The organism is Wolbachia endosymbiont of Oryzaephilus surinamensis (genome assembly GCF_025617515.1).
In the GTDB taxonomy this organism is placed as follows: domain Bacteria; phylum Pseudomonadota; class Alphaproteobacteria; order Rickettsiales; family Anaplasmataceae; genus Wolbachia.
In genome coordinates this window covers 198,399-221,288 of the sequence record NZ_CP092526.1, presented here as the reverse complement: position 1 = coordinate 221,288, position 22,890 = coordinate 198,399, and the positions used below count along the sequence as shown (strand labels likewise).

Genomic DNA, 22,890 nt, shown 5'->3' with positions numbered 1-22,890 from the left:
ACGAGATTTATTTTGTTTGTGTCCTAACATCAGAATCAAAGAAAAGGTTGAGAGAATCAGCACGCTTTTGATCTTCTGCTATTTCTTGGTCAATTTCTTCTACATCGTAACCCATTTCTGATACTACTTCTGAGCGGCTCTTGAAGCCATTTCTTACCGCCATTTGCTGTGCTTGCTGGTCTTTCAGTGGATCTACCCAATCAAATCCCTGTGGTATCCATTTTACTTCTTCTTTCGCTGCTTTTACTACTTTTTCATCTATACTCAGTTCTCCACAAAGTACTGCTAACTCTAGCCATTTACTCCATACTGGTCTGCAAAACTGGAATACCATAATGTTGTGTTGCAGCATAGCACATCGACGACGAAACTCTATTAATCCTGCTCGAATGGATGAATAATTAACACCTGTTAAATCTCCTGTTAGCTGCTCATATGTTATTCCTGTACCTATTGCTATTGCCCTCAGTTGCTGTCTCATGAATGCTTCATAACTTCCTCCTACATCTGATGGCTCTGAAAATTTTATGTCCTCTCCTGGGTCTAAAAGTTGCATTGTTCCAGGTTCTAGGCCAGATAGTGCTACTCCTTGCTCATTACTTTCACCTTCTCCTAAAATATTTGCTTCAGGATCGAGCCTTGTAATAAACCCTGCAAACATCGCTGCTGTCTTTTTTCTCACTAATTCTGCATCATCATATTGATCAAGTTCATAGAGCTTTAGCAGTATACTCGAAAGCCATGGCTCTCCTCTAATTTGCCCAGGTCTCAGTGGTTTATAGATATGTAAAACATCGTTTGCTGGTACTCTAACTGATTCGCCAAATGAGCCTTCTCCTGGATGTTCTCTAAATAAGTAATATGCTTCTCTTTGCCCAAGCCTGTTAAACTCAATCCCGTTTCTTATTACATTACCATTTCCTAAAGTTTGATTTGTTTTATTATCTAGATGTTCGGACTCAAGTACTTGCAGTTGTAATGGCACAGAAAATCTATCTTCCAGCTTTCTCGTTCTTAAACGTACAAAACATTCTCCTCCCTCTATCATACTTCTACATACTAGAGCTTGTAATCCATAAAAATCACTTACTCCATTACTGTCTGCTTCATCTGTCCATTTTAGCCATAATTCTTGTACTTTTTTGCGAAATTCTCCATCTCTTGCTTTTGATTGTGGTTTTATTCCTGTTCCAATAGAGTTACTTACTATCGTATCAATTATATTTGCTGCATATGGATTTTTTCTCACCATATCACGTGATCTACTACGCAGGTGCTCAAGGCTTTGAGAAAGCAAATTATTTATGCTTCCCGCTTCTCCTTGCCAATACATTACCCTTCTTCCTGAGCCCGCTGCATCCCATGCTAAACTTTTTATCTTTGGTTTGCTAAATAATTGCTTGAACGATTTTAACAGCATTACTTTTCCTTATCTGAAACTTTGGATAACTCAGCCTCTAGCTCTTCTATTGTTGGCAAGGCTGTCTTTACATTCTCTGGTAGATTTTCAGTAATTTTATATTCTGCCAACCCTATCGGTTTATTTATGTCTTTCAGTGTATACTTAGCTAGTACGTTATCCTTTGACTTGCATAAAATTAATCCTATAGATGGTTGATCTGTCTCGTGCTTTAGTAAATCATCAACGGCTGAAAGATAAAAATTCATTTTACCTGCATATTCTGGCTTGAAATCTTTGTCTTTTAGCTCAATTACTACAAAGCAACGTAACTTTAAATGGTAAAACAATAAATCAATATAGAAGTCTTTATTTCCAACATCTAAGTGAAATTGCCTACCTACAAATGCAAATCCTTCCCCTAGCTCAAGCAAAAACTTCTCTACATGGCCTACAAGACCTTTTTCCACTTCTCTTTCATGAGCGTCATCTCCTATACTCAAAAAATCAAAAATATATGGATCTTTTAATGTATAATGTGCTAAATCTGACTGGGGAGAAGGTAACTTATCTTTGAAGTTAGTAACAGCTTTTCCTTGACGTTTGTGCAATTCACGTTCGATTTGCATCACCATTATACTACGTGACCAACCGTGCTCTATAGCTTTTTGAAAATAAAATAGTCTTTCTTTTGGATCTTTTACTTTATCTAAAATAACTACAATATGAAACCAAGGCAATTGTGCAGCAACCTGCTGCGTAAATTCAGTATCTTGATATTCTGCAGCAAATTGACGCATATAAGTAAGATTCCTAGCACTAAATCCCTTCATTTCTGGAAATGCGCTTCTCAAATCCTTACTTAGCTGATCTATGATTTTAGCACCCCAACCATGTTCTTTTTGGCGCCTTAAGATCTCTGTACCAATATAGTGATAAAGCACAATGAGTTTGCTATTTACTGCTAGTGCTGCTTTATAACGACTAGTAGCAATCTGTTCTTTGAGCTGCTCTAAAAATTCTGTATATTCTTTTGCTATAATTTTTGTCATACGGTTCCTTTTAACGATTTTTATCATTATATGATCCCTTTACTCGTTGAAAAAACAATTTTCCTCTTTGACCTCATGCCTGCAACTTTTAACCCCGCTTTTATTCGTTGCCTGAGCTCCAATAAATCCTTTATTTGAACTTCCCCGTACCGCACAACATGGTCACCATATGCAATTGAGACAACTCTTTCTCCGCTTTGCAGTTTTTGAATTGCTTTCTCAACTTGAGTTAAATATTTTTCACTGTACATTTTGATTACCAAGCCACTTACTCTGTCTTACTTTTTTAGGCTTTTTGCTTTCCATTTTTCCACTCAAACTATTCCATTTACTCTCTGGCCAACGATCAATTCCAAGTGCAATAGATGCAGCTCTTGCATAAATTCGGCAATCTAGTACTTCATTTCTTTCTCTTACCTTTTGCCACTCTTGTTTGGTGTATCCTTTCACTACCTTGCTGACTAATTGTTCTGCCGTTAGCTGCTTAAAATATTCAGGTGCATACTCAGGAAAATGACAGTATCCTGCTGGCACTTCTTCTTTTTCCCCGTTTTTTAAAACATTAAGTAGCTGAAAAAGCTCTGACTTTAATATCGATACTCCTACTGGCCAGAGCTTTATTCCTCTTTTTAGCTTTTGACCACCAACTGTTATATCAACTCTACTTGGGCTGCTAAGTGGCACTAGGGCTTTATTTACACCTTTAACTGCCATTACTCTTCCAGATCCTTGATGACCTCTTACCCAGTTGTATACTTCTTGCGTTGCATATCCAGCATCTACTGCCATCATACTTATCATATATTCAAGCCCATTTTCACCGATAAAATGATGATTGAGGAGCTCCGAAAGCTTTCCCCATACTTCTCCACCTCCTGTATCTCCTTCAAATACTCGGTAGTCTATTGACCAACTTTCACGGCTTTTTCCCCAGGCTACAACTTCCACCTCTAGACGATCTTTTTGGACATCTACTCCTGCAGTAAGTACCACTTCTCTCCTTGGCACTGTGCCAATCTGAAAAAATTCTCTCCTGTTAAATAATTGCTTCCAATCAGGTACTTCTCCTTTATCTACCCAAGTTTCTCCAAGCGTAGTATTTATCCAAACTTTCAGTAATTGTTCACTTTCTTTTGCATGGAGAAAATCTTCTACTGCTTGTTGCCAACTATACCAGCCAACTGGACTATAAAGACTTGAAAGATGAAATCCTTTTTTCTCATCTTTTACTCTATTAGTAGGCCTCCATTCTCCACGCTCAAGCATCTCTGTCTTTTGATGATTTTCTATCTTTTCACCACATTCTATACATATATAGTGTGCTGTATTTGGATTTTTATCTTCCCATTTTATTTGTGACCATTTTAATATTTGGTAATAATTACAATGTGGACATGGTACAAAAAAGTATCTCTTATCTGTTGCTTCAAATTCTTTCTCAATTCTGCTTATTCCATGAATCGTTGGCGTTGACACTAAAAAAATCTTTCGCCGTGCAAATGTATTAGTTCGAGCAATACTAAGCAGTACTGGATCTCCTTCTCCTCCTGAATCTCCTGGATACGCATCTATTTCATCAAGAAAGAGATATTTTACTGGCATAGACCTCAGTCCTACACTGCTGTTTGCTCCAGTAATCACAACTATTCCACCTGGAAATTCCTTACTTTGCACAGTATTGCCCGAATCTCTTGACCTTGGGTCTTTTACTTTACTTTTTAAGCATGGTGTACTCTCTATTAACGGCGCAAACCTTCCTTTTGACCAACGCTTTCCCATTTCAACTGTTGGCTGTACTACTAGCATTGGACCTGGTGTTTGATCGATAATATAGCCTATCCAATTGTTACCAGCTTCTGTTCCCCCAATCTGCGCTCCTTTCATGAATACTACTTTTTCTGCAGGTGAAGATGGTGATAGTGAATCCATTATTTCTTTTAAATAAGGAGTTCTTTCTGTTCTCCATTTACCTGGCTCTGATGCTGCAGTTGATGCTAGAACTCGATACTCATTCGCCCACTCTGATACTTTAAGCTCTGGATCTGGTTTTAAACCTTCAGAAAAAGATGTAGCATATATCATATCGCTAGCTCTTCACCATCATTAGATGATACCTCAACATCACTTAAAATAGAACTGCACTCACTTGTTTTCTCACTTTCAAGTTCAATAAACATTTTCTTTTCAAGTGCTTCTTCTATGTACTTCTGAGTTAAATTACTCATTGTTATTGCAGCTATGAACGCAACTATTCCCACCATTACCGCAGCTATAATGTTAGGGTAAATTCCCACTATCGCTATTGCACATACTGTTATAGAAACACAGACGATATTGATATATTTCTTTATTTTTTTGTCTGCTATTTTCCTTTCTTCAAAATATTTATTGCTCAATAAATGAAATGTTGGAAAGTTCTTCTGTCTTCCAAATAGCACTATTTCCTTCTCTTTGCTCAGTAATTTTATTAATTTTGCGTTGTTCGTTATTATTGCATACTGAAAAACATCCGTGGCATCTGCTCCTCTCTTTAGCAACAACTTTACTACGTTAAAGTGACCATGCTTTGCAGCAACATAAATTCCCGTTTTTCCACTCTCATCTACAGCATCTATTTCAACTCCTTCACCCAGAATACCGTCTATTAGGTCTTCATATCCTTTTCTGGCAGCTAAATGAAGCAAACTGTTTTTATCAGCTCCGTATCTATTACTTGCTAAAATCTTTACTATATCTAATCTATTTGCTTCTTTTGCATAACAAAATGGTGTCTTGCCATTATCATCCTTAATTAAAGGGTCTATATCTTCTCGCGTTAGTAAAACTTCTATTGTTTTCAGCCTTTCAGCATAATGTAGTGGCGTTTTATTTTCATAATCTTGTAAGTTAACCCCAGCATTAGGAACATTTATTAAGCATCTTACAATATCTAAACATAAGTCCCTTTCGTCGTAATTACTACTACTTATAGCTACGTGCAAAGAAGATAATTTCATTGCATTTCTGCCGCTACCAGCTATATTGACATTCGCACCAAGATTTGAAAGTAATTTTACTACTTCTAGCTTCTTGTTGTTTACTGCATAATGAATTGCTGCATGATTTCTCACGTCAAGAACATCCTTATCCGCGTTTCCTTCTCTAATTAAAATTTCTACTATTTCTTCATGTCCAGCTCCTGCCGCTAAGTGTAATGGTGTATGTAGTAAAGCATTCTGCTCATTAACATTAACTCCTTTGTTAAGTAAAAATCTTACAGCATTTGCTTCATTCAACATCGCAGCTAAGTGAAGCAAGCTATCTCCCTCTGATCCATATTTATGATTGATTAGTGCTTGTAATATTTCTTCTCTTGCACAAGAAAGCGCACTTTTACCATCATCATCAGCGATCAGTGGATTAATATTTTTCCTGTTCAGTAAGAGTGCAACCATACTAAGCTCGTTAATTTCTACTGCATAATGCAGTGGTGTCTTTCCGTTTGATCCTCTGACATTAACATCTAATCCAGGTTGATTAATGAGGCACTTTATTAATTCTAAACTTAACTTAGCAGACATTATTCAAATTTAGCGTTAGATAATTCTTGTAATGAGTTTGTAATCTCTTCGGTTAGCGCCATATGAATCTTTTCAGTGTCACTCAGTGATGCAAGCAGTGCTGAAACTCTATTTGGAATATTAAGCAAATTATTACGGACAACTCTTGCTACGTTAAATGCATCGCGCTTTACTTCCTCTACTGCTACAAGTTCTCCTATTTCAGCCTTAGCTTTTGCCTCAAGCAATTTACCACGTTCCATCTCATTTTTTATTCGCGTTTTTAGCAACATTGTGGAAAGCTTTTCTCCGTTTTCTGAATAGTTTTTTCTTCTCAGCGGTTGACTTGGATCTCTGATTGTTTCTATAGCCCTATTTGCTTGTTCTCGGTCAATGAGTCCATTCTCCAGCTCAACTATTCCTTTCTTTACTAAATAACAGACGTATTGCTTTGAAAATCCTTGTTCTCTTGCCCACTCTGTTTGTGTGATTTTTTCCACTCTTTTCCTCCTCTCTTTATTGCTCCTTTTTACGAATTTTCTTCTTGAATTTCTGCAAAAGTTTTACCAGTACTGGCTAAAAGGGCATCTCTTCCGGTATATATTTGCCAACGTTTTATGGTTACATCTACAAATTTTGAATCTAACTCTATTGTCCTACAAATTCTTCCTGTTCTCTCACATGCAATCAGTGTACTTCCAGAGCCGCTAAATGGATCAAGAACTATGTCTCCTGATCTGCTGCTGTTTACTATTGCTCTCTCCATTAGCTCTACTGGCTTCATCGTTGGGTGTAGTGTATTGTGCGTTGGCTTATCATAAAACCACAGATCACTTTGATTTCTTCCTCCATGCCACTCACGTTTATTGCCATTTTTCCAACCGTAGAGCATTGCTTCGTATTGTCTTTGATAATCTGATCTGCCTAGTGTAAAATGATTCTTTGCCCAAATGATAAATGTTGACCAACGACCACCTGCTTCTTCAAATACTTTTTGCAACGTTGAAAACTCTGATGATGATATGCAGATGTAAATTGCACCTTTCGTATATGCTAAAATATTGGAACAGATGTCGTAGAGAAAAAGTTCGTACTTTTCACCTTGATTATCATTTAATATTTTTTTATCTTCTCTCTCCTGACTGCTACCATAATCAACATTATATGGAGGATCACACACAGTAATATCTGCCATTTTATCATCTAACAGCGCTTTATATGATTCAACTATAGAGCTATCACCACAATAGATTCGATGATCACCTAAAATCCAAAGATCACCTGGTTTTGTTACTTTTTTGTCATCAATAGCTAAGTCAGAAAGATCTTCTTTTTCACTATCTAAATCATCAAGGAAATGTTGAACTTTTTCTAATTCAAATCCAGTCATTTTAAGATCAAACTGTAAATCTTCTAACTCTTGAATTTCTACTTTCAAAAGCTCATCATCCCACTTTGCCCAATTAGCTGATTGATTTGCCAGTAACCGAAAAGCTTTAGTTTGTGGTTCATTTAGATTATCACTTAAAACAACTGGAATACTCTCCATACCAAGCTTTCTTGCTGCTTTAAGTCTTAAATGACCATCAACCACAGTTCCATCGCTTTTTGCAACTATTGGTATACGAAAACCAAACTCCCGAATAGAAGCACACATTCTATTTACTACATCATCATTTTTACGAGGATTACGCTTATATTCGACGAGGTTTTCAACAGGATAGTAGTGGATTGCTAAATTCATATCTTAATAATTAAAAAGTTAATATTCAAAATATCTCTGACGCTAAAGAAGGCCTGGGGTCAAACCCACCAAACCCGCCATTATGGACGAAAGGACCCATTTTTATGGCATTCTTGATATGTTAAAATCTTTACTAAGATTCATAACGTAAAACATTAATGCCAAAGCATCGGCCTCATTATCATCTCTAGGTGCAAAACCTTTTTCACGTATCGCTTCAATAACTTCACTCTTACTTGCATTACCTTTGCCTGTTACAAAGCGTTTTATAGTTTTAACATTAACACCTTTGTATGGCACATGATGTTCTTCACACCAAGCAGAGAGAACTGCAAGAAAACCACCATAACAATGCGCTGCATCAGTTCCAAGGTGTCTTCTCACTTCCTCAAAATAAACTGTTTCAATACTTGGAAATTTTTCTTTCATTTCATTCAACCACTTACGAAAATTTAGAAATACCATGCCACCTCCACTAAAACGACTAGTATGAAAACTCTCACTGCCACTTTGAACTATTCCATCATGTAGAATAGCCCATCCGGTTTGTTTCCCTAAATCTAGTGTTAGTATTGACATTCTGTAAGATATTTGTTTGGAGGTAGCCTAAGCAATAACATGGACACTTAAGTTACCTCTTGAAAATAGTGGGAGTGAAAATTACGAGTTTCAAACTTTCATACCCCTCTACTAATATATATCGCAAAAACTTCACAGAATGTTCAAAAAAATATTATTTTTTATGTTTTTTCAAATTACGCTGAACAAATTCATTTCATTTTGCGATTAATTACTTATGAGGAAACAGAAAAAATCCCTGATAAGTTTTAATGGAGAATTTATGAATATTTCATGCGATTTCAACAATACTATTTCACAAAGTTATCTACCATCATCAGAAGAAACAGCGAACATAAAATTAAGGCTTCTGGCCGATCTCAGATCTTGTCTTTCTTACTTGCTACCAAATGGGGTTTTTCATGGTAATAGGTTTTATGTAGGTGATGTACATGGTAATCGAGGAAAAAGTTTAGTAGTAGAATTAACTGGTAGTAAAGCTGGGCTTTGGAAAGATTTTGCAACAAATCAAGGTGGTGATATTATTGATCTTTGGGCAGAAGTACACTCCAAAACAGAATTTCATGAGATAATGGCTTCTATAGCTGAGTGGCTTGGGTATAACAAAAAATATACAGAGAAGCAATACATTGACGAAGACTTTGAGAAATTTATTACCTACAGTTGGAATTATTATGATGAAAATGGTCAGGTGATTGTAAAAGTTTACCGTTCTGATTTTCCTGGAAAGAAAAAAGTATACAAGCCTTTTAATGTTAAAACGTTGAGTTATAAAGCACCTGATACAAGACCACTATACAATATCCCTGGTATTTTGAAGTCTGATAAAATCATTCTTGTTGAAGGTGAAAAATGCGCAGAAGCACTAATAGAAAAAGGAATTACTGCAACAACCACAATGTCTGGAGCAAATGCAGATGCGGACAAAACTGACTGGTCACAACTTAAAGGCAAGCATATTGTTATTTGGCCGGATAACGATGAGCCTGGTAAACAATATGCTGAAAATGCTACTACAAAACTTCTCAGCTTAGGTATTGCATCGCTTTCTATAGTCAAAATTCCAGAAGGTAAACCAAAAGGTTGGGATGCTGCGGACTATGTACAAGAAAACACAAATGTTTCTGACTTCATTGAAAATAACTTGAAAAAGGTAATTATTAGACCACCACTGAACATTTTAGACTGGAGTGCAGATCGTTTTGTAGGTCCAGTACCAGAGCAAAAGTTTCTTGTTGAAGGAATATTTCCTTTGGGTGTTACTTCAATAGTAGCTGCTATGGGAGATACAGGTAAGGGTATGCTACTCCTCGATTTGGCGCTTAAGGTTGCAAGTGACACAGATCAGATATGTGGTTTTGGTTCACCTGTTACTGAACATGGATCAGTAGTAATCTTTTCAGCAGAAGATGATGCAGGCGAGGTACACCGTCGGCTTGAACGTCTTGATCCTGAATGTAAAAGATTAAAATTTAAAGATAAGCTGTTTATAGTACCACTACCAAACGTAAGAGGATCACTGACAATACTGAGAAGTATTCGTGGTAAAATTATTGAAGTTTCGCCTGAATTTGAGTCTATAATAAAACAACTTGATAAAATTAAAGATCTGAAATTAGTTGTGTTTGATCCTCTTGCATCGTTTATTCATGCAGACATAAATGCTGATCCTGCTGTAGGAGATTATCTAATGTGTTTATTGTCTGATTTAGCATGTAGTACCGGAGCTTCGATAGTTACTGCTCATCATCTGAGAAAACCAAAAGGAGAAAAGCCTATATTAACTGCTGAACAAGCACGTGATGCAATTAGAGGCACATCTGCTCTTGTTAATGGTGTAAGATGCTCATATGCTTTTTGGCCAGTAGAAGGTACAGCTAAGCCAGAGATCTTTCAATCAATAGGAGAAGCTCCAAGACAGAATGCGTTATTTTATGGAGCAGTTGTTAAGGCAAATGGTTTAGCTGACCGAACTGTACGTACTTACCTGAGAAACCAAGAAACAGGGCTATTAGAAGATATAACAGTGCAACTAAAAGGTAAAAATGCTAGTGAAAAAGACCTTAAAATGTATCTTGTTGATGCAATTGCAAGCTCTGCTGTTGCAGGGCATCCATTCACTCATACAGGAAATACAGGAGTATACAAACAACGGCACAGATTACCTGATATTCTTCATGGTCTAGGGAGAGATAGACTAGAGCGTATAGTACAAGAACTTCTACAAACAAAGAAGTTAGTAAAAGGAATGTCTACAGGCTCGAGAGAAGATAAATGGCTTGATGTTAGAGAAGGCCCTTTTGCTCGTGGTGTTGGAAAATTTACTCATGGAGCTGAAGGTATTATACCAAATCTCATTGCTAACAAGACAAATTAGAAACAGCCCTTTTTGACTATAATTGAAGAGTTTAAGCAAATTCATAATATGTTCTATTTGTCTTTCCAATAACAAAATTAGTTGTAGATAAAATTACGGGTAAGCTCTTCAAGCATCTGAGGGTTTACCCTATTTTTTTATTACAAGCATTGGAATACATTATATATTATAACTTCAACTAGAAGTTGATAGAATATATAAAAAATCATACCACTAATAATTGAATTATGTTCCTATTCCTGCGTTACTGAATCAGTAATCAGAAATTAAGGAATGAAAAATACCTCTAGAAACCTAAACTTTATACTCTCTATTCCTAAAAGTGTTCCTAGAAAGCACCCCTCTAAAGTTGGCCATTATGGCTGATTCTACGTTCCTAAAACCCTTATATTATTATATAATATATATGAGTAATAAATAAAAGTAATAATAAATATAAATAATAGTAAATTACAAACAGTATAAAATGTTAATGAAAGTAAAAAGACTACAAAAATATTACTAAGATATTTAAATTGAATAAAAAAGAACAAATGACTGACAATAGCGTTTTTAAAAGATTCTACGACTTTAAGGTCAATTATCTACCTTGAACTAAAGAACGCTTATAAACCACATTAAAACCGATTAAAAGGCAATTAACACTACATTTTAACTTCGCAAAAGATTCCTACCCAACTTTATCATGTTTTATTTTAGTTATAAAGAAATTTTTTTTAAAGCTGAATTAACTTGAAAGAACATAAAAAACCTAACAAACAGTGGAAGGATAAACATGCTGAGTTTTAAAATCAAAGTCTTTAGTAGATTTAAAAGGCCTAATCATTTTTGTCTTTTTGATGAGCTTTATCGAACCAATTTTAAAATTATTTAAACTTTTTTTGAAAAATTTCCGGAAAAAGTTGTGACTAATCCGGTATAATTATTATAGAGGACTATGAATTTTAGATGCTCCAGAAAGAAGCGGTTAAACAAATGCTTAGAAAAAAATAAAATGACCTTCAATTGCGTTTCAAGACGATTCTGTAATGAATTATACCACCTCTATGCAATAACGCTTTTTGTTTGTAAAGAAATTTCTTACAAGCCTGACAAAAAAATTCACCTTTCTTTATAGGGTTAAAAAAGTTTTATAAAATCTTTAATTCTTTAGTAGAAATCTTATTGGATCAACCTATTTTTCTTCTTTTCACCGAACCATGTCTGAACAAATTTTTCACATGGGGGATGCTTCAAGAAAAAAGGCCAGAATATCAATAGTTTTATTTTTTCATATGGGGGAACGAATTTTTCCCATGCCGTACAAAGTGAGGTTAAAACCCTTCATCCTTATTCCTTTCAATCTTTCATGGAGTGCTATATGCAATCTAAAAATAAATATCCTGGTATTGATCCTTCAATCATTAAACAAATACGAAAACGTGCTAGACAAATTAAATCTTATAAATGCTGTGTTAATTCTGATATTGAAGATATAAAGCAGCAGCTCTTATGTGAAACTTGGTCTGATTTAAGCCAGTATAATGGTGAAGAAAGTGGTAGAAATGCATTTATTCATAGTGTCATAAAAAACCATGCAATAAGCCTTCTACGCAAACAATCCTGTGCTAAACGTGGTAGTAAAGCAGGCGTAGCATTTGTTGATATTACTGACTTGGATGATGTTATTGATGAAAATAGTAATTTTGCAGATAAAGTAGCAGCTAGTGTTGATATAAACGAAGCAATTTCAAAACTACCAAAGCTCTGGCAGGACATTTGTTATCAGCTTGAATCTCATAGTATCTCTGAAATCGCAGAAATACATGGAATATCTAGAACAACCATCTATGACATTAGAGAACAAATACGCGCTAAACTTGCTCATCTCAAAATATATTTATGAAAATTTTTGAACAAATCGTCGTCATTTTGCGATTACATATTATGAAGGGGTAATAAAACTATGACTTTAAAAATAATAAATAGTGAACAAAGAGTAAAAATGGTAACAGGTGTGAAGATAGTAATCTTCGGACCATATGGAATTGGTAAGACCAGTCTGCTTAAAACTTTGAATGAACCGACACTTTGTCTTGATTTTGAAGCTGGGCTACTTGCTGTTCAAGATTGGCAAGGGGATTCTATAAGTATTCGTACCTGGAATCAAGCTCGCGATATTGCCTGCCTAATTGGTGGACCTAATCCTGCATTAAAATCTGATTCAGCATATAGTCAAAGACACTATGAGCATGTATTCAGTAAGTACAAAGATCTAGAATTCTCTAAATATAGCTATATTTTTATCGACAGTATTACAGTAGCCTCGCGGTTATGTCTTTTATGGGCAAAAATGCAACCAGAAGCTTTCTCTGACAGAAATGGCAAACAAGACATGAGAGCTGCATACGGGTTACTTGCTCAAGAAATGATGGCTTGGCTCAATCAGTTTCAACATATTCCCAATAAAGATATCATTACAGTTGGTACGTTAGGTCAATATTTAGATGACTTCAATCGTCCAACTTGGCTACCACAATGCGAAGGAGCTAAAACTGCCAGTGAAATACCTGGTATTGTTGATGAAGTAATTAGCATGGTAAGCATCAAGAAGGATGATGGTACAGAGGTACGTTCCTTTGTTTGCCATACTATTAATTCTTGGGGATATCCTGCTAAAGATCGTAGTGGTTGCCTTGATATGGTTGAAGAGCCGCATTTAGGTAAATTACTTACAAAAATCAAAACTAAAACCTTTTCTACTTCTACTCAATTTATGCCACACAACTAACTTTTGGAGGTTACATATGTTACAAGACTTTTTAACTACTGGTCAAAAGATTCCCTTTTTCAGTATGAAAGAATATTTGAATGACCAATCACCTATACCGAAAGACATCGTCTCACCAAGAATTTTAACTCAGAGAAGTTTATTGGTTCTAGGTGGCCCTCCTAAAATAGGTAAAAGTGACTTTTTGATCTCTTGGCTTGTCCATATGGCTGCAGGTGTTTCTTTTCTTGGTATGACTCCAAGTAGACCTTTGAAAATCTTCTACATGCAAACTGAAATTGAATACGAATATATGAAGGAACGTTTGCAATGTCTTCAACTTGATCCAGAACTTTTGGCAATAGCTGCTAATAACCTAATAATTACGCCAAAAGTGCATTTATCATTTTGCCATGAAGAAATAAATTACATAAAAGAAATTGCGAAGGAACGCTTTAAGCCTGATATTTTGGCAGTGGACCCTCTGCGCAACATCTTTAGTAGTGAGTATGGCAATGAAAACGATAATAGCGCTATGCTATTCTTTCTGCAAAAAACTCTTGAAAAACTACGTAATGCTATTAACCCAAATGCTGGAATAATATTAACGCATCACACGAAAAAATTATCCAAGAAAATGCTCGAAGAAGATCCATTTCAGGGCTTAAGTGGTGCTGGATCTCTCAGGGGATTTTACACTACTGGCATGGTGATGGTTGCTTATGATGAGGAAAGTACCAGACGTCAAATAGTATTTGAGCTACGCAATGGTGAACGTGTGCCAAATAAACTTATCGATAAGATCAACGGTAGCTGGCAGTTTCTTGATCAATGGAATAACTGAGCTTTTTTTAAAAATCAATTGATATATAGGGGGCAACTTATGCTGCAAGATTTTTTAACTGATTTCAATAATGCGAAACTACAGAGTAGTTTAATACCTAAAGGTACAATAGTCAAGGTAAAAATGGCAATTAAGCCTGGTGGTTACGAAAATTGGTTCACTAAAAGCTATGATACTGGCAGCATCTATTTAAACGCTGAATTTACCGTCATTGAAGGTCCATACGCAAAATGTAAGATTTACCAAATAATTGGTATTAAAAGTGGCAAATCAGAAGGTAAAGAAGATACTTGGGGAGAATCTGGACGTTCTATGATTCGCAGTATTTTAGAGTCAGCACGAAATATTCATACAAATGACACATCAGAAAAAGCAGTTCTTGCGCGAAAAATCAACTCAATTGCAGATTTAAACGGCCTGGAGTTCACAGCAAAAGTAGGCATTGAGGCTAATAATACCTATGGAGATAGGAACAGAATTGCTACGGTCATTACTCCTGAACAAGAGAAAAATTCAGACGCTGATTGGATACCATTCTAAATAAATTGCAACTATTTTTATAGTAAATTAATCGGAGGTTACATGGAGTTTTGCATTACTGAATCAAGACAAGAGATAAAAATGTTATTGGCTCACAATATTAAAGAGTGTCTGTCTTACTTATTGCCTGGTGGTAAATTTGGTTATGGGTTCTATTCTGGAAATATTAATAAAGACCACTTGATGGTAGTGGCAGAAGGTAAGCAAACTGGCACTTGGTATAACTGTGATAAGAAAACTAACGGAGATATTATTGAACTCTGGAGCATAATAACCAATAAAACTGATTTTTCTGAGATTACCAGCCTTATAACCAAGTGGCTTAGTGAGCGTATAATAGCAAAATATAGCTACCTTGATAAAAATAATGAGGCTATAGCTTATGTTTATTTGTATAAAAACAATTATAGACATATATGGAATCTAAGAACCTCTAGGAATGGTCTGAAGCCATTATATAACATTCCCGGTATTATTAAGTCTGATGAAGTGATTATAGTTAAAGGTGAAAACCGTGCTGATAGTTTAATAAAGAGAGGTTTTACAGCAACAACTGCAATAGATGATGATATTGAGAAAACGGATTGGTCTATGCTAACAGATAAGCATATAATAATTTGGCCGGAAAAAGATGAACAATATGTTAAAAAAGTAGCAGTGGAACTAGACAATTTAGGTATGTCCTGTGAGAATCCTGAAAGTTTAGGTATATCATCTGAGAACCGTGAAAGTTTAAGTGTATTATCTGAGAAAAAAGCATTTCCTGCTAGTCATTATCTAAATGATAAATCTCCATCACCAGAGGATATAATTTTACCGAGAATTCTTACTCCTGGAGGACTTTTACTACTTGGAGGAGCTCCAAAGGTTGGCAAGACTGATCTACTGCTTTCTTGGTTAGCACATCTGTCAGCGGGACTACCGTTTTTGAGTATGGTTCCAATTAGACCATTAAAGATCTTTTATCTTCAAACTGATCTTGAATATCCCTACATTAAGGAACGGCTACAACAATTGAAATTTGATGATAAATCTCTAGAATTAATATCAAAAAATTTAATTATTACACCAAAAACAAGCTTACTTTTGAATTCTCAAGGAGTAGAAGAAGTAAAAGATATTATAGCAGAGAGACTAGACGTTAAAACAGTTGATATCATTGCTATAGATACACTACGTGGTGTTTTTGATTTCAATCAATATAAAGGAGAAAATAGTAATAGCTCGATGTTTTGTTTTTTAAAAGATAGAGTTGAAAAATTGAGGTCTATAACAAACCCTAGTTGTGGAATCATTTTAACGCACAATACTAACAAGGTATCGAAAAAGTCATTAGTAGAGGAACCATTTCAAAACTTTAGCGGAGCATCGGCTTTAAGAAGTTTTTATACTTCAGGGATAATGATGATCAAGCCAAACGGAGAACAAAATACTCGTCAATTGATATTTGAACTTAGAAATGGTAAATCTATTTTACCTATGCAGATCGAAAAAGTAAATGACAGTTGGCAAACTGTATCAGAAAAACCAACTGTAAAACAACGTCGAAAAAAAAGTTATGACATCATTTTACGGTTAATTAATGAGAGAGCAGCTAAGGGAAAATTTTATACTAAAAGCCAATTTTGCTATTTATTTGAAGATACATTTGGTTTGAAGAGTTGTCATTCCATTCGTAGATATGTTAACGCATTAGTTGCTTCAGGTTATATTAAATTCTATGAAAAAGAAATACCAGAGCGCGTAAAAGTTATGAAAGTGGCTGAGCATTTAACGAGGAGAGATATTTAATAACACTCATTTTTTAAGAACAATAGTAAAAGGATTAAGCCTGTAGCCATATTCCTTAGTACCTATCCCTGACCATGGCAGAGTTTGAATAATATCGTCTTTTTTGACATTTAAACCTAAAGTTATAGCCAATTTCTCTGCTATAGTTTTTTGCATTCTATTTATTGGTTTGCGAATTTGTTGTTCAACATCGTGAATGTTTTCTAAGCGATTTGCAATTTCTCCAACGTTTAAAGTTTTGTATTGCTCTGGAGAAATTCCACTTTTAAAGTCATGAAAAAATTGATCTAAGAAAATAAAAAATATTCTTCCAGACTTTGACTGTGTTTCGATAACTCCTATACCATTAACACAAATGTCATTGCCTTTAATATGGAGCTGAAAAGTCTTTTCTGCTGGAGTAGACTTAGTCTGTTGCAATGGAATGTAAGAATAGCAATTGAATGCCTGAAAAGAAACATTAGGTAATAATTCTGGTACTCCTTTTTCTACTGTTTGATGCAATACTTCATTTAAACTTTGATCTTCGCAAATTAGATCTGCTATACGAACAATGTGTAGATTCAGTGGTGGCTTAAGACTCTCCTTATTAAAAGTTATTAAAGCAGTAGGGGTGGTTTTTAACTTATCCACAGCAGAGTATGAGTTATCAGGACAGCATTCGGGAATAATTAAGCTGATAAGGCTTGTGTCAACAATAACATAATAAACTCCGGTTGCTACTTTATTACAAGTAATCTTTAAACTTGCTAATTGCTTTTCAAACCATTCTATAACTTTCAAATGATTAACTTTTACCTCTAAAGAAAAGTAACGCTGTTTTTTATAAGTATCAGGTAAAATATCACGTTCACAGAGGTCACACATTATTGGGTTATCATAATCTTCATCATAATCGCTGACAATTTCTAATCTATTGTTGCAGAAAGGATTTATTACATGAAAATCAAACTCATCTTCATCATTAGCACAGATTATAAAGTAATATTCTCTTAAATTTACAAACCCAAGACTTGACAGGTATTGTGCAACTTCTAAATAATCTCTGCTAGGTGTATCATAAGAGTCACTCCACCGTAGCAGATTAGTAACTATTTGCCTGTAGAAAGTTGGATTTTGCTTTTGACAGAATGGTAAGTCCATAAGTATTGGAAAACATTAACTTAAAATCTTCACGTTCTTTTTTATCAAGTACGTGTTCTGAATAATTGATCGCTATATAGTCTGTATTGGCATGAAAAGATAGAGTAACTTTTTTGTTTCTAAATATCACCTTTATATGTTGAACAAGACTAATATTGTAGATTATACTGCCAATTGAAGGCTCTAACACCTTTAACCACTTTTCTATGGAATTTGTGTTTAATGTAAAATAAGTGCTTGGTTCAGGTGACGTAAACTTTAATTCAATTAATTTGATGTCTTTTATTAATTCATGTACACAGTCAGTCAAGAATGTACGCACTTGGGCAACTTTATTCTGATTACGTAGATTAATAAATGAGCATTCACGTTGAAAATATCGACTGGCAATGCTGTTTGCTATTTCTAAGCCACGTTTGAGGTTTTTAGTACACAAATTTACCTGATTGCTATTTAAAGAGAAGTCAAGAATAATCCAGTCAGGTTTGTAACCGTGTATTACTTGGTTTGAGCTAAGTACCAGGTCTGAATCACTAGCACGACGTATAAATAAGTAAATGCGGTCTTGGTAGTAAAAAAAACCTTTGAACTTACTTTCAAAGTTGTCATTTGCTAGAGAATCATGTTGAGTTAATATCTCTCGCAGTACCTCTTTCGACAAAAAATCTTTAAATGAGCTCTGTCTTTGTCTTGGAGGATTATTTAAAATAAATGATGAAAAACTTCTTTTTTGAACTTTATTAAAAAGAAAGACGTGCTTCAGCAAGTTATGGTCAATAAGAAAGAGAGTAAATAGTATAGATTTTTTATCATATTTTACATCGCCACTCAATATAGGCTTTGCTATCTCAATTATGGCTGAATCAGACTTCAAACGGCTAAAGTAGCTGATTAAATAATAATTAGGTAAATAATCAAGGTTGCTGTCGATAAGGAATTTACGCTTTTGCTGAACTGACCTATAGTCATAATAAGGACTATTATCAAACAAATGCTGTTGATAATTGAAGTGTTGTTTAAGAATAACATTTAATTGCTTATTATTAAGAGAGTTAATCCAACTTTTGCACAAATCAGGATTTTGAAAACTCAATAGTAACTCAGTAGCAGGAACTTCAAGATCATCTTCCCAGAATTCTTGATTGGCAATCATTATCCAAAAGAAAAAATATTATGATAACTGTAGTATATTAAACAGTTGCGTCAATACTACCATAAAAAAATAATAAAAAAAAATTGAACAAATTGAAGAGAAAAAGCGATTATATATAATAGGAGGGTTGAAAACAGATAATGTCAATTCTAACGCAATCAGGCAGAGCAGCAATAGCAGCCAGCATAAAAAAGCAATCTATCCATCTTGCTTGGGGAACAGGTGATTCAAGCTCTGGAAGTAGCCATAAAGTAGAAAAAACTTTCGTTAAGGGTGAAATAAAACTTGATCATCAACCTGTTAAAGATGTGAAGGTTGTTACAGGACAAACAATGCATCAGCCAAGTGTTGACTATACAGTTGATAGCAGTACTGGTGTAATTAAACGTACGGAAAATAGCTCTATTCCAGTAAGTGATAAAGTTACCATAGAGTACATTCAAAGCACACCACCTGAACCTATAAATTCTATAAAGCTCTTGAATGAACTTGGCAGACGTACTGCAGATGAAGTGCTATTCTGCACAGGTGATGAAAACGGCGAACTTATAACTCCTTCTGGAAGGTTTAGGCCTTCTGATGTACCAACCAATAATCTTTTTCTCAAATTCACTTTCGATTTCACGGATGCAGCAAATCGAGTGATCAGAGAGCTAGGGGTTATGGTTGGTACTAAAGTAAAAAAAGAATTACCTGAAGGACAGAGATATTTTGAACCTCAAGATATAGAAGACCATGGGATTTTATTGGTTTTGGAACATACCGTACCACTTATCAGAACATCTGCAACTCGGGAAACTTTTTCATTTGTTGTAACTTTTTGAAACAAAATGACTTTAAACGCCTATTATAACCGTTTTAATCCTGACAAAGAATACGAAAAAAGCTTGTTCCTGGCAGGAAGAGGTCTACAGTCAGCAGAATTAAACGAGACTCAGGAGTATGCTCTTTCTAAGCTTAAAGGCATAGGTGATGCAATATTTCGTGATGGTGATGTTATAACAGGAAGCAATTGTATTATAGATAGAGACACTGGTAAAGCTACACTTGAGGGAGGAAAAATCTATCTGCGCGGTGCAGTTAGAAAAGTTGAAAAAGAAGAATTTGTTATTTCACTGAGTACCACAGTTCGCATAGGTGTTTATTATGTAGAATCTACGATTACAGAACTTGAGGATGAAAACCTTCGTGATCCTGCTGTTGGTACACGTAATTATCAAGAAGTAGGAGCTGCAAGGCTTAAAGTTTCCACCATTTGGGGTTATCAATATGAAGGTCTTTCTCCACGTTTTTCTGAAGGGGAGTTTTATCCAATCTATAACATTGAAAATGGAGTATTAATAGAACACTCACCGTCACCACAAGCAAATATAGTAACTACCGCTCTTGCTCGTTATGACAAAGAGGCAAATGGTTCCTACGTTGTAAATGGCCTTGAAGTGATGTTCCTCCACAAAGAAGAAAAGGGAGAAGAAGGGGTAAAAAAGGGTAAAAAAGAAATATTTGTGATTAATGAGGGCAAAGCTCATGTTGATGGCTATGAGATTGAACTTCCTCACAGTATTCGAGTTTCTTTTGATGAAGATCCGGATATAAAATCAGTTGAATCAGAGCCACATACTTTTCAGCCAAATAGCCAAAGAGTAATGGAACTGAAGGTTAATGATTTTCCAATAAGTGAAATCAAAAAAGTAGATATAACTGTTCAAAAAACTATTACCATTACTCACGGTTCATATTCAGGAGCCATTGATCCGATACCTGACTCTGCAGTACTTGAAATTATTCAAATTAAACAAGGCAATGTTATTTATGAAAATAGTATAGATTACAAATTAAACGCAGGAAACGTCGATTGGTCATTACCTGGTAAAGAGCCAGCTCCTGGAAGTAGTTATCAAATAACCTATCGCTGTCGCACTCATGTAAGTCCTGAAGATATAAGTGAAGAGGGATGTAAAGTAAGAGGTGCCGTTGATAACAGCTTGGTTCTGATTGATTACACCTGGAAAATGCCCCGCTATGATTTAATTACTATCGATAGCAAAGGGGTGGTAAGGAGAATAAAAGGTATAGCTCACCCTTGGCGACCATCAATGCCTAAAGCACCTAGCGGACAACTTTTGCTCTGCTACATTCATCAGACATGGAAAAACGGAGAAAAAGAAGGGGTAAAAATAGTGAATAATGCTATTCATGCTGTACCGATGAATGAGCTTGAAGCAATGAAAAAAGGAATAAATGATCTTTATGCTCTTGTTGCACAGGAACGTCTACGCAATGATGCAAATTCAAGAGAACCTACTACCAAAAAAGGAGTATTTGTTGATTCGTTCTTTGATGATGATATGCGTGATCAAGGAATTTCACAGTCTGCAGCAATAGTAAATAGAGAGCTAGTTCTGCCAATAGATGTAGAAGTTGCAGATATTGAAAAAGGTGGGGAAAGATATCTTTTGCCTTATAAACTTGAACCGGTACTGGAGCAGCTTTTACAGACCAAAGGAGAAAAGATCAATCCATATCAAGCTTTTGATCCAGTCCCGGCGCAAATTACTCTAAATAAAAACATTGACCACTGGACAGAGGTTACCACGAATTGGAAAAGTCCAGTAACTAGAGTGTTTAATACTAGAGAAACAACAGAGCTATTGTCAAGTAATTCTTATGAAACTGAATTTATGCGAGAAGCAGTACAGAATTTTGAGATCGAAGGTTTTGAGCCAAATGAAAAGCTCAAGGAGGTGAAGTTCGATGGTATCTTCATTCAGCCTACTGCGTAAGAGGTAAAAATATGCTCACAGCCAACAACCAGGGAAAATTAAAGGGAAAGATAAAAATCCCAGCAAATATTCCAGCAGGTACTAAATTAGTACAGTTTTATGGGGATAAAGGAAGCTATGGAGAGACAACTTATACTGGTAAAAAAACTATTACTATAGAAGAAAGAAGAAGAGTTATCGCAGCAAGAAGAATTGACCCTTTAGCCCAAACATTTACTTTAAATGAGAGCAGACACATAGGAGGCCTAAACTTATGGTTCACAAATAGCGGCAAAAAACGTGTTGTTGTGCAGATTAGAGAAACAGCAGTGGGAATGCCCTCGCAGACTGTCATTGCTGAAAGCTATATTGAGCCAAAAGATATAAAGATAGATGGCACAGCAACACGTATAGAGTGGTCACCAGTGTTTTGCCATGCAGGAGAGGAGTATGCAATAGTACTGCTTACTGATGATCCTGGTACTGCAGTAAAGATAGCAGAACTTGGCAAATATGATGCAGTAAATAGCCGTTGGGTAACAAGTCAGCCATATCAAGTAGGAGTATTACTTTCATCTAGCAATGCAAGCACCTGGACTCCACATCAAAATTTAGATTTAACGTTTCGACTACTAGCTGCAAAATTTAGCGAAAATTCTCACGTTATTGATCTTGGTAAAGTTACTGCAAATAACGTATCAGATTTAATTGTTTTGACGAACGTCGAAAAAGTAGCATTTGATACCAATGTAGAATTTATTCTGACAGATGAAGAAGGAAAAGAAAATTTTCTATCTGATAACTTGCCGCTCGCGCTGCGTGAAAGACTATCTGGAGAGCTAACAGTAAAGGCAAATTTAAAAGGGTCAAAAGAAAAAAGTCCAGTGCTATATCCTGGGTTACAGCTAGTTATGGGTAATATAGGGGAAAAAGGAGATTATGTAACTAGAAGCATTACAGCAGGAGCTAACACTAAAATCACCATAACGTATGATGCGCTGATACCTGGCACTGCAGATGTTAAAGCATATGTACAAAAAAACGTGGATTGGCAATTAGTAAATTTAACATCAGGAAAACCAATTGGAGAAAGCTGGGTGGAGAGAACTCATGTACTGACAAACTTTAATGCTAATGAGACAAGGATAAAATTGGTTTTAAGTGGAACGGTTGTTTATCGGCCAAAGGTAAAAAACTTGCGGATTGTTATAACATAAA

Annotated in this window: 19 protein-coding genes; 9 read left to right on the top strand and 10 right to left on the bottom strand. The window is 35.4% G+C overall.

Annotated features, from left to right (window positions below):
* Positions 1–7 precede the first annotated feature (7 nt).
* The 8 genes from MJ631_RS00975 to MJ631_RS00940 all read right to left on the bottom strand — a co-directional run bounded on the left by MJ631_RS00975 (position 8) and on the right by MJ631_RS00940 (position 8,313).
* Positions 8–1,420, bottom strand: coding sequence for a phage portal protein (locus tag MJ631_RS00975; protein WP_262986459.1), 1,413 nt, complete (start codon positions 1,418–1,420; stop codon positions 8–10).
* Positions 1,420–2,451 carry a PDDEXK nuclease domain-containing protein gene (locus tag MJ631_RS00970; RefSeq protein WP_096097252.1) on the bottom strand — a complete coding sequence of 344 codons (1,032 nt, stop codon included), beginning with the start codon at positions 2,449–2,451 and terminating at the stop codon, positions 1,420–1,422. Before MJ631_RS00970 ends, MJ631_RS00975 begins: the two co-directional genes overlap by 1 nt.
* Positions 2,452–2,477: 26 nt before the next feature.
* Positions 2,478–2,702: a gpW family head-tail joining protein gene (locus MJ631_RS00965; RefSeq protein ID WP_262986458.1), complete on the bottom strand. Its 225-nt coding sequence runs from the start codon at positions 2,700–2,702 to the stop codon at positions 2,478–2,480.
* The gene (locus MJ631_RS00960) at positions 2,692–4,533 is read right to left on the bottom strand and encodes a phage terminase large subunit family protein (protein WP_262986457.1); all 1,842 of its coding nucleotides are present in this window, start codon (positions 4,531–4,533) and stop codon (positions 2,692–2,694) included. The genes MJ631_RS00965 and MJ631_RS00960 overlap by 11 nt, the downstream gene beginning before the upstream one ends.
* Complete coding sequence (locus MJ631_RS00955; protein ID WP_262986456.1) at positions 4,530–6,011, bottom strand: ankyrin repeat domain-containing protein; 1,482 nt, start codon at positions 6,009–6,011, stop codon at positions 4,530–4,532. The genes MJ631_RS00960 and MJ631_RS00955 overlap by 4 nt, the downstream gene beginning before the upstream one ends.
* The gene (locus tag MJ631_RS00950; RefSeq protein ID WP_262986455.1) at positions 6,011–6,490 is read right to left on the bottom strand and encodes a hypothetical protein; all 480 of its coding nucleotides are present in this window, start codon (positions 6,488–6,490) and stop codon (positions 6,011–6,013) included. Before MJ631_RS00950 ends, MJ631_RS00955 begins: the two co-directional genes overlap by 1 nt.
* 29 nt (positions 6,491–6,519) lie before the next feature.
* The gene (locus MJ631_RS00945; protein ID WP_262986454.1) at positions 6,520–7,734 is read right to left on the bottom strand and encodes a DNA modification methylase; all 1,215 of its coding nucleotides are present in this window, start codon (positions 7,732–7,734) and stop codon (positions 6,520–6,522) included.
* A 102-nt stretch (positions 7,735–7,836) separates the two neighbouring features.
* Positions 7,837–8,313, bottom strand: coding sequence for a crossover junction endodeoxyribonuclease RuvC (locus MJ631_RS00940; RefSeq protein WP_262986453.1), 477 nt, complete (start codon positions 8,311–8,313; stop codon positions 7,837–7,839).
* Between the two features lie 217 nt (positions 8,314–8,530).
* Here MJ631_RS00940 and MJ631_RS00935 point away from each other — a divergent pair, with 217 nt between their 5' ends.
* The 6 genes from MJ631_RS00935 (at position 8,531) to MJ631_RS00910 (ending at position 16,614) form a co-directional block, all read left to right on the top strand.
* Positions 8,531–10,690, top strand: coding sequence for an AAA family ATPase (locus MJ631_RS00935; protein ID WP_263858696.1), 2,160 nt, complete (start codon positions 8,531–8,533; stop codon positions 10,688–10,690).
* Between the two features lie 1,360 nt (positions 10,691–12,050).
* Complete coding sequence (locus MJ631_RS00930; protein WP_007301868.1) at positions 12,051–12,575, top strand: sigma-70 family RNA polymerase sigma factor; 525 nt, start codon at positions 12,051–12,053, stop codon at positions 12,573–12,575.
* 60 nt (positions 12,576–12,635) lie between these two features.
* The gene (locus MJ631_RS00925; protein WP_141457091.1) at positions 12,636–13,460 is read left to right on the top strand and encodes an ATP-binding protein; all 825 of its coding nucleotides are present in this window, start codon (positions 12,636–12,638) and stop codon (positions 13,458–13,460) included.
* Positions 13,461–13,476: 16 nt separating this feature from the next.
* Complete coding sequence (locus MJ631_RS00920) at positions 13,477–14,283, top strand: AAA family ATPase (RefSeq protein ID WP_262986451.1); 807 nt, start codon at positions 13,477–13,479, stop codon at positions 14,281–14,283.
* A gap of 39 nt (positions 14,284–14,322) precedes the next feature.
* The gene (locus MJ631_RS00915) at positions 14,323–14,823 is read left to right on the top strand and encodes a hypothetical protein (protein ID WP_007301871.1); all 501 of its coding nucleotides are present in this window, start codon (positions 14,323–14,325) and stop codon (positions 14,821–14,823) included.
* Positions 14,824–14,865: 42 nt separating this feature from the next.
* Positions 14,866–16,614, top strand: coding sequence for an AAA family ATPase (locus MJ631_RS00910; RefSeq protein ID WP_012482040.1), 1,749 nt, complete (start codon positions 14,866–14,868; stop codon positions 16,612–16,614).
* Between the two features lie 6 nt (positions 16,615–16,620).
* Here the strand turns inward: MJ631_RS00910 and MJ631_RS00905 are convergent, their stop codons facing one another.
* Entirely contained in the window at positions 16,621–17,757 is a 1,137-nt protein-coding gene (locus tag MJ631_RS00905; RefSeq protein ID WP_262986450.1) for a hypothetical protein, read from the bottom strand.
* On the bottom strand, positions 17,699–18,910 hold the full coding sequence (locus tag MJ631_RS00900) for a hypothetical protein (protein ID WP_007301877.1): 1,212 nt from the start codon (positions 18,908–18,910) through the stop codon (positions 17,699–17,701). Before MJ631_RS00900 ends, MJ631_RS00905 begins: the two co-directional genes overlap by 59 nt.
* Before the next feature lie 140 nt (positions 18,911–19,050).
* Here MJ631_RS00900 and MJ631_RS00895 point away from each other — a divergent pair, with 140 nt between their 5' ends.
* The 3 genes from MJ631_RS00895 to MJ631_RS00885 are packed head-to-tail and all read left to right on the top strand — an operon-like array spanning position 19,051 to position 22,889.
* Entirely contained in the window at positions 19,051–19,734 is a 684-nt protein-coding gene (locus tag MJ631_RS00895) for a hypothetical protein (protein ID WP_262986449.1), read from the top strand.
* 6 nt (positions 19,735–19,740) lie between these two features.
* On the top strand, positions 19,741–21,693 hold the full coding sequence (locus MJ631_RS00890) for a DUF4815 domain-containing protein (RefSeq protein ID WP_262986448.1): 1,953 nt from the start codon (positions 19,741–19,743) through the stop codon (positions 21,691–21,693).
* An 11-nt stretch (positions 21,694–21,704) separates the two neighbouring features.
* Positions 21,705–22,889, top strand: coding sequence for a hypothetical protein (locus MJ631_RS00885; protein WP_262986447.1), 1,185 nt, complete (start codon positions 21,705–21,707; stop codon positions 22,887–22,889).
* The last annotated feature ends 1 nt before the right edge of the window (position 22,890 follow it).

Coding starts and splice junctions, on each gene's coding strand:
- MJ631_RS00905 (WP_262986450.1), bottom strand. CDS start 17,757: ATGGACTTACCATTCTGTCAAAAGCAAAATCCAACTTTCTACAGGCAA.
- MJ631_RS00910 (WP_012482040.1), top strand. CDS start 14,866: ATGGAGTTTTGCATTACTGAATCAAGACAAGAGATAAAAATGTTATTG.
- MJ631_RS00925 (WP_141457091.1), top strand. CDS start 12,636: ATGACTTTAAAAATAATAAATAGTGAACAAAGAGTAAAAATGGTAACA.
- MJ631_RS00965 (WP_262986458.1), bottom strand. CDS start 2,702: ATGTACAGTGAAAAATATTTAACTCAAGTTGAGAAAGCAATTCAAAAA.
- MJ631_RS00920 (WP_262986451.1), top strand. CDS start 13,477: ATGTTACAAGACTTTTTAACTACTGGTCAAAAGATTCCCTTTTTCAGT.
- MJ631_RS00915 (WP_007301871.1), top strand. CDS start 14,323: ATGCTGCAAGATTTTTTAACTGATTTCAATAATGCGAAACTACAGAGT.
- MJ631_RS00960 (WP_262986457.1), bottom strand. CDS start 4,533: ATGATATATGCTACATCTTTTTCTGAAGGTTTAAAACCAGATCCAGAG.
- MJ631_RS00895 (WP_262986449.1), top strand. CDS start 19,051: ATGTCAATTCTAACGCAATCAGGCAGAGCAGCAATAGCAGCCAGCATA.
- MJ631_RS00940 (WP_262986453.1), bottom strand. CDS start 8,313: ATGTCAATACTAACACTAGATTTAGGGAAACAAACCGGATGGGCTATT.
- MJ631_RS00935 (WP_263858696.1), top strand. CDS start 8,531: ATGAGGAAACAGAAAAAATCCCTGATAAGTTTTAATGGAGAATTTATG.
- MJ631_RS00955 (WP_262986456.1), bottom strand. CDS start 6,011: ATGTCTGCTAAGTTAAGTTTAGAATTAATAAAGTGCCTCATTAATCAA.
- MJ631_RS00900 (WP_007301877.1), bottom strand. CDS start 18,910: ATGATTGCCAATCAAGAATTCTGGGAAGATGATCTTGAAGTTCCTGCT.
- MJ631_RS00945 (WP_262986454.1), bottom strand. CDS start 7,734: ATGAATTTAGCAATCCACTACTATCCTGTTGAAAACCTCGTCGAATAT.
- MJ631_RS00975 (WP_262986459.1), bottom strand. CDS start 1,420: ATGCTGTTAAAATCGTTCAAGCAATTATTTAGCAAACCAAAGATAAAA.
- MJ631_RS00930 (WP_007301868.1), top strand. CDS start 12,051: ATGCAATCTAAAAATAAATATCCTGGTATTGATCCTTCAATCATTAAA.
- MJ631_RS00890 (WP_262986448.1), top strand. CDS start 19,741: ATGACTTTAAACGCCTATTATAACCGTTTTAATCCTGACAAAGAATAC.
- MJ631_RS00970 (WP_096097252.1), bottom strand. CDS start 2,451: ATGACAAAAATTATAGCAAAAGAATATACAGAATTTTTAGAGCAGCTC.
- MJ631_RS00885 (WP_262986447.1), top strand. CDS start 21,705: ATGCTCACAGCCAACAACCAGGGAAAATTAAAGGGAAAGATAAAAATC.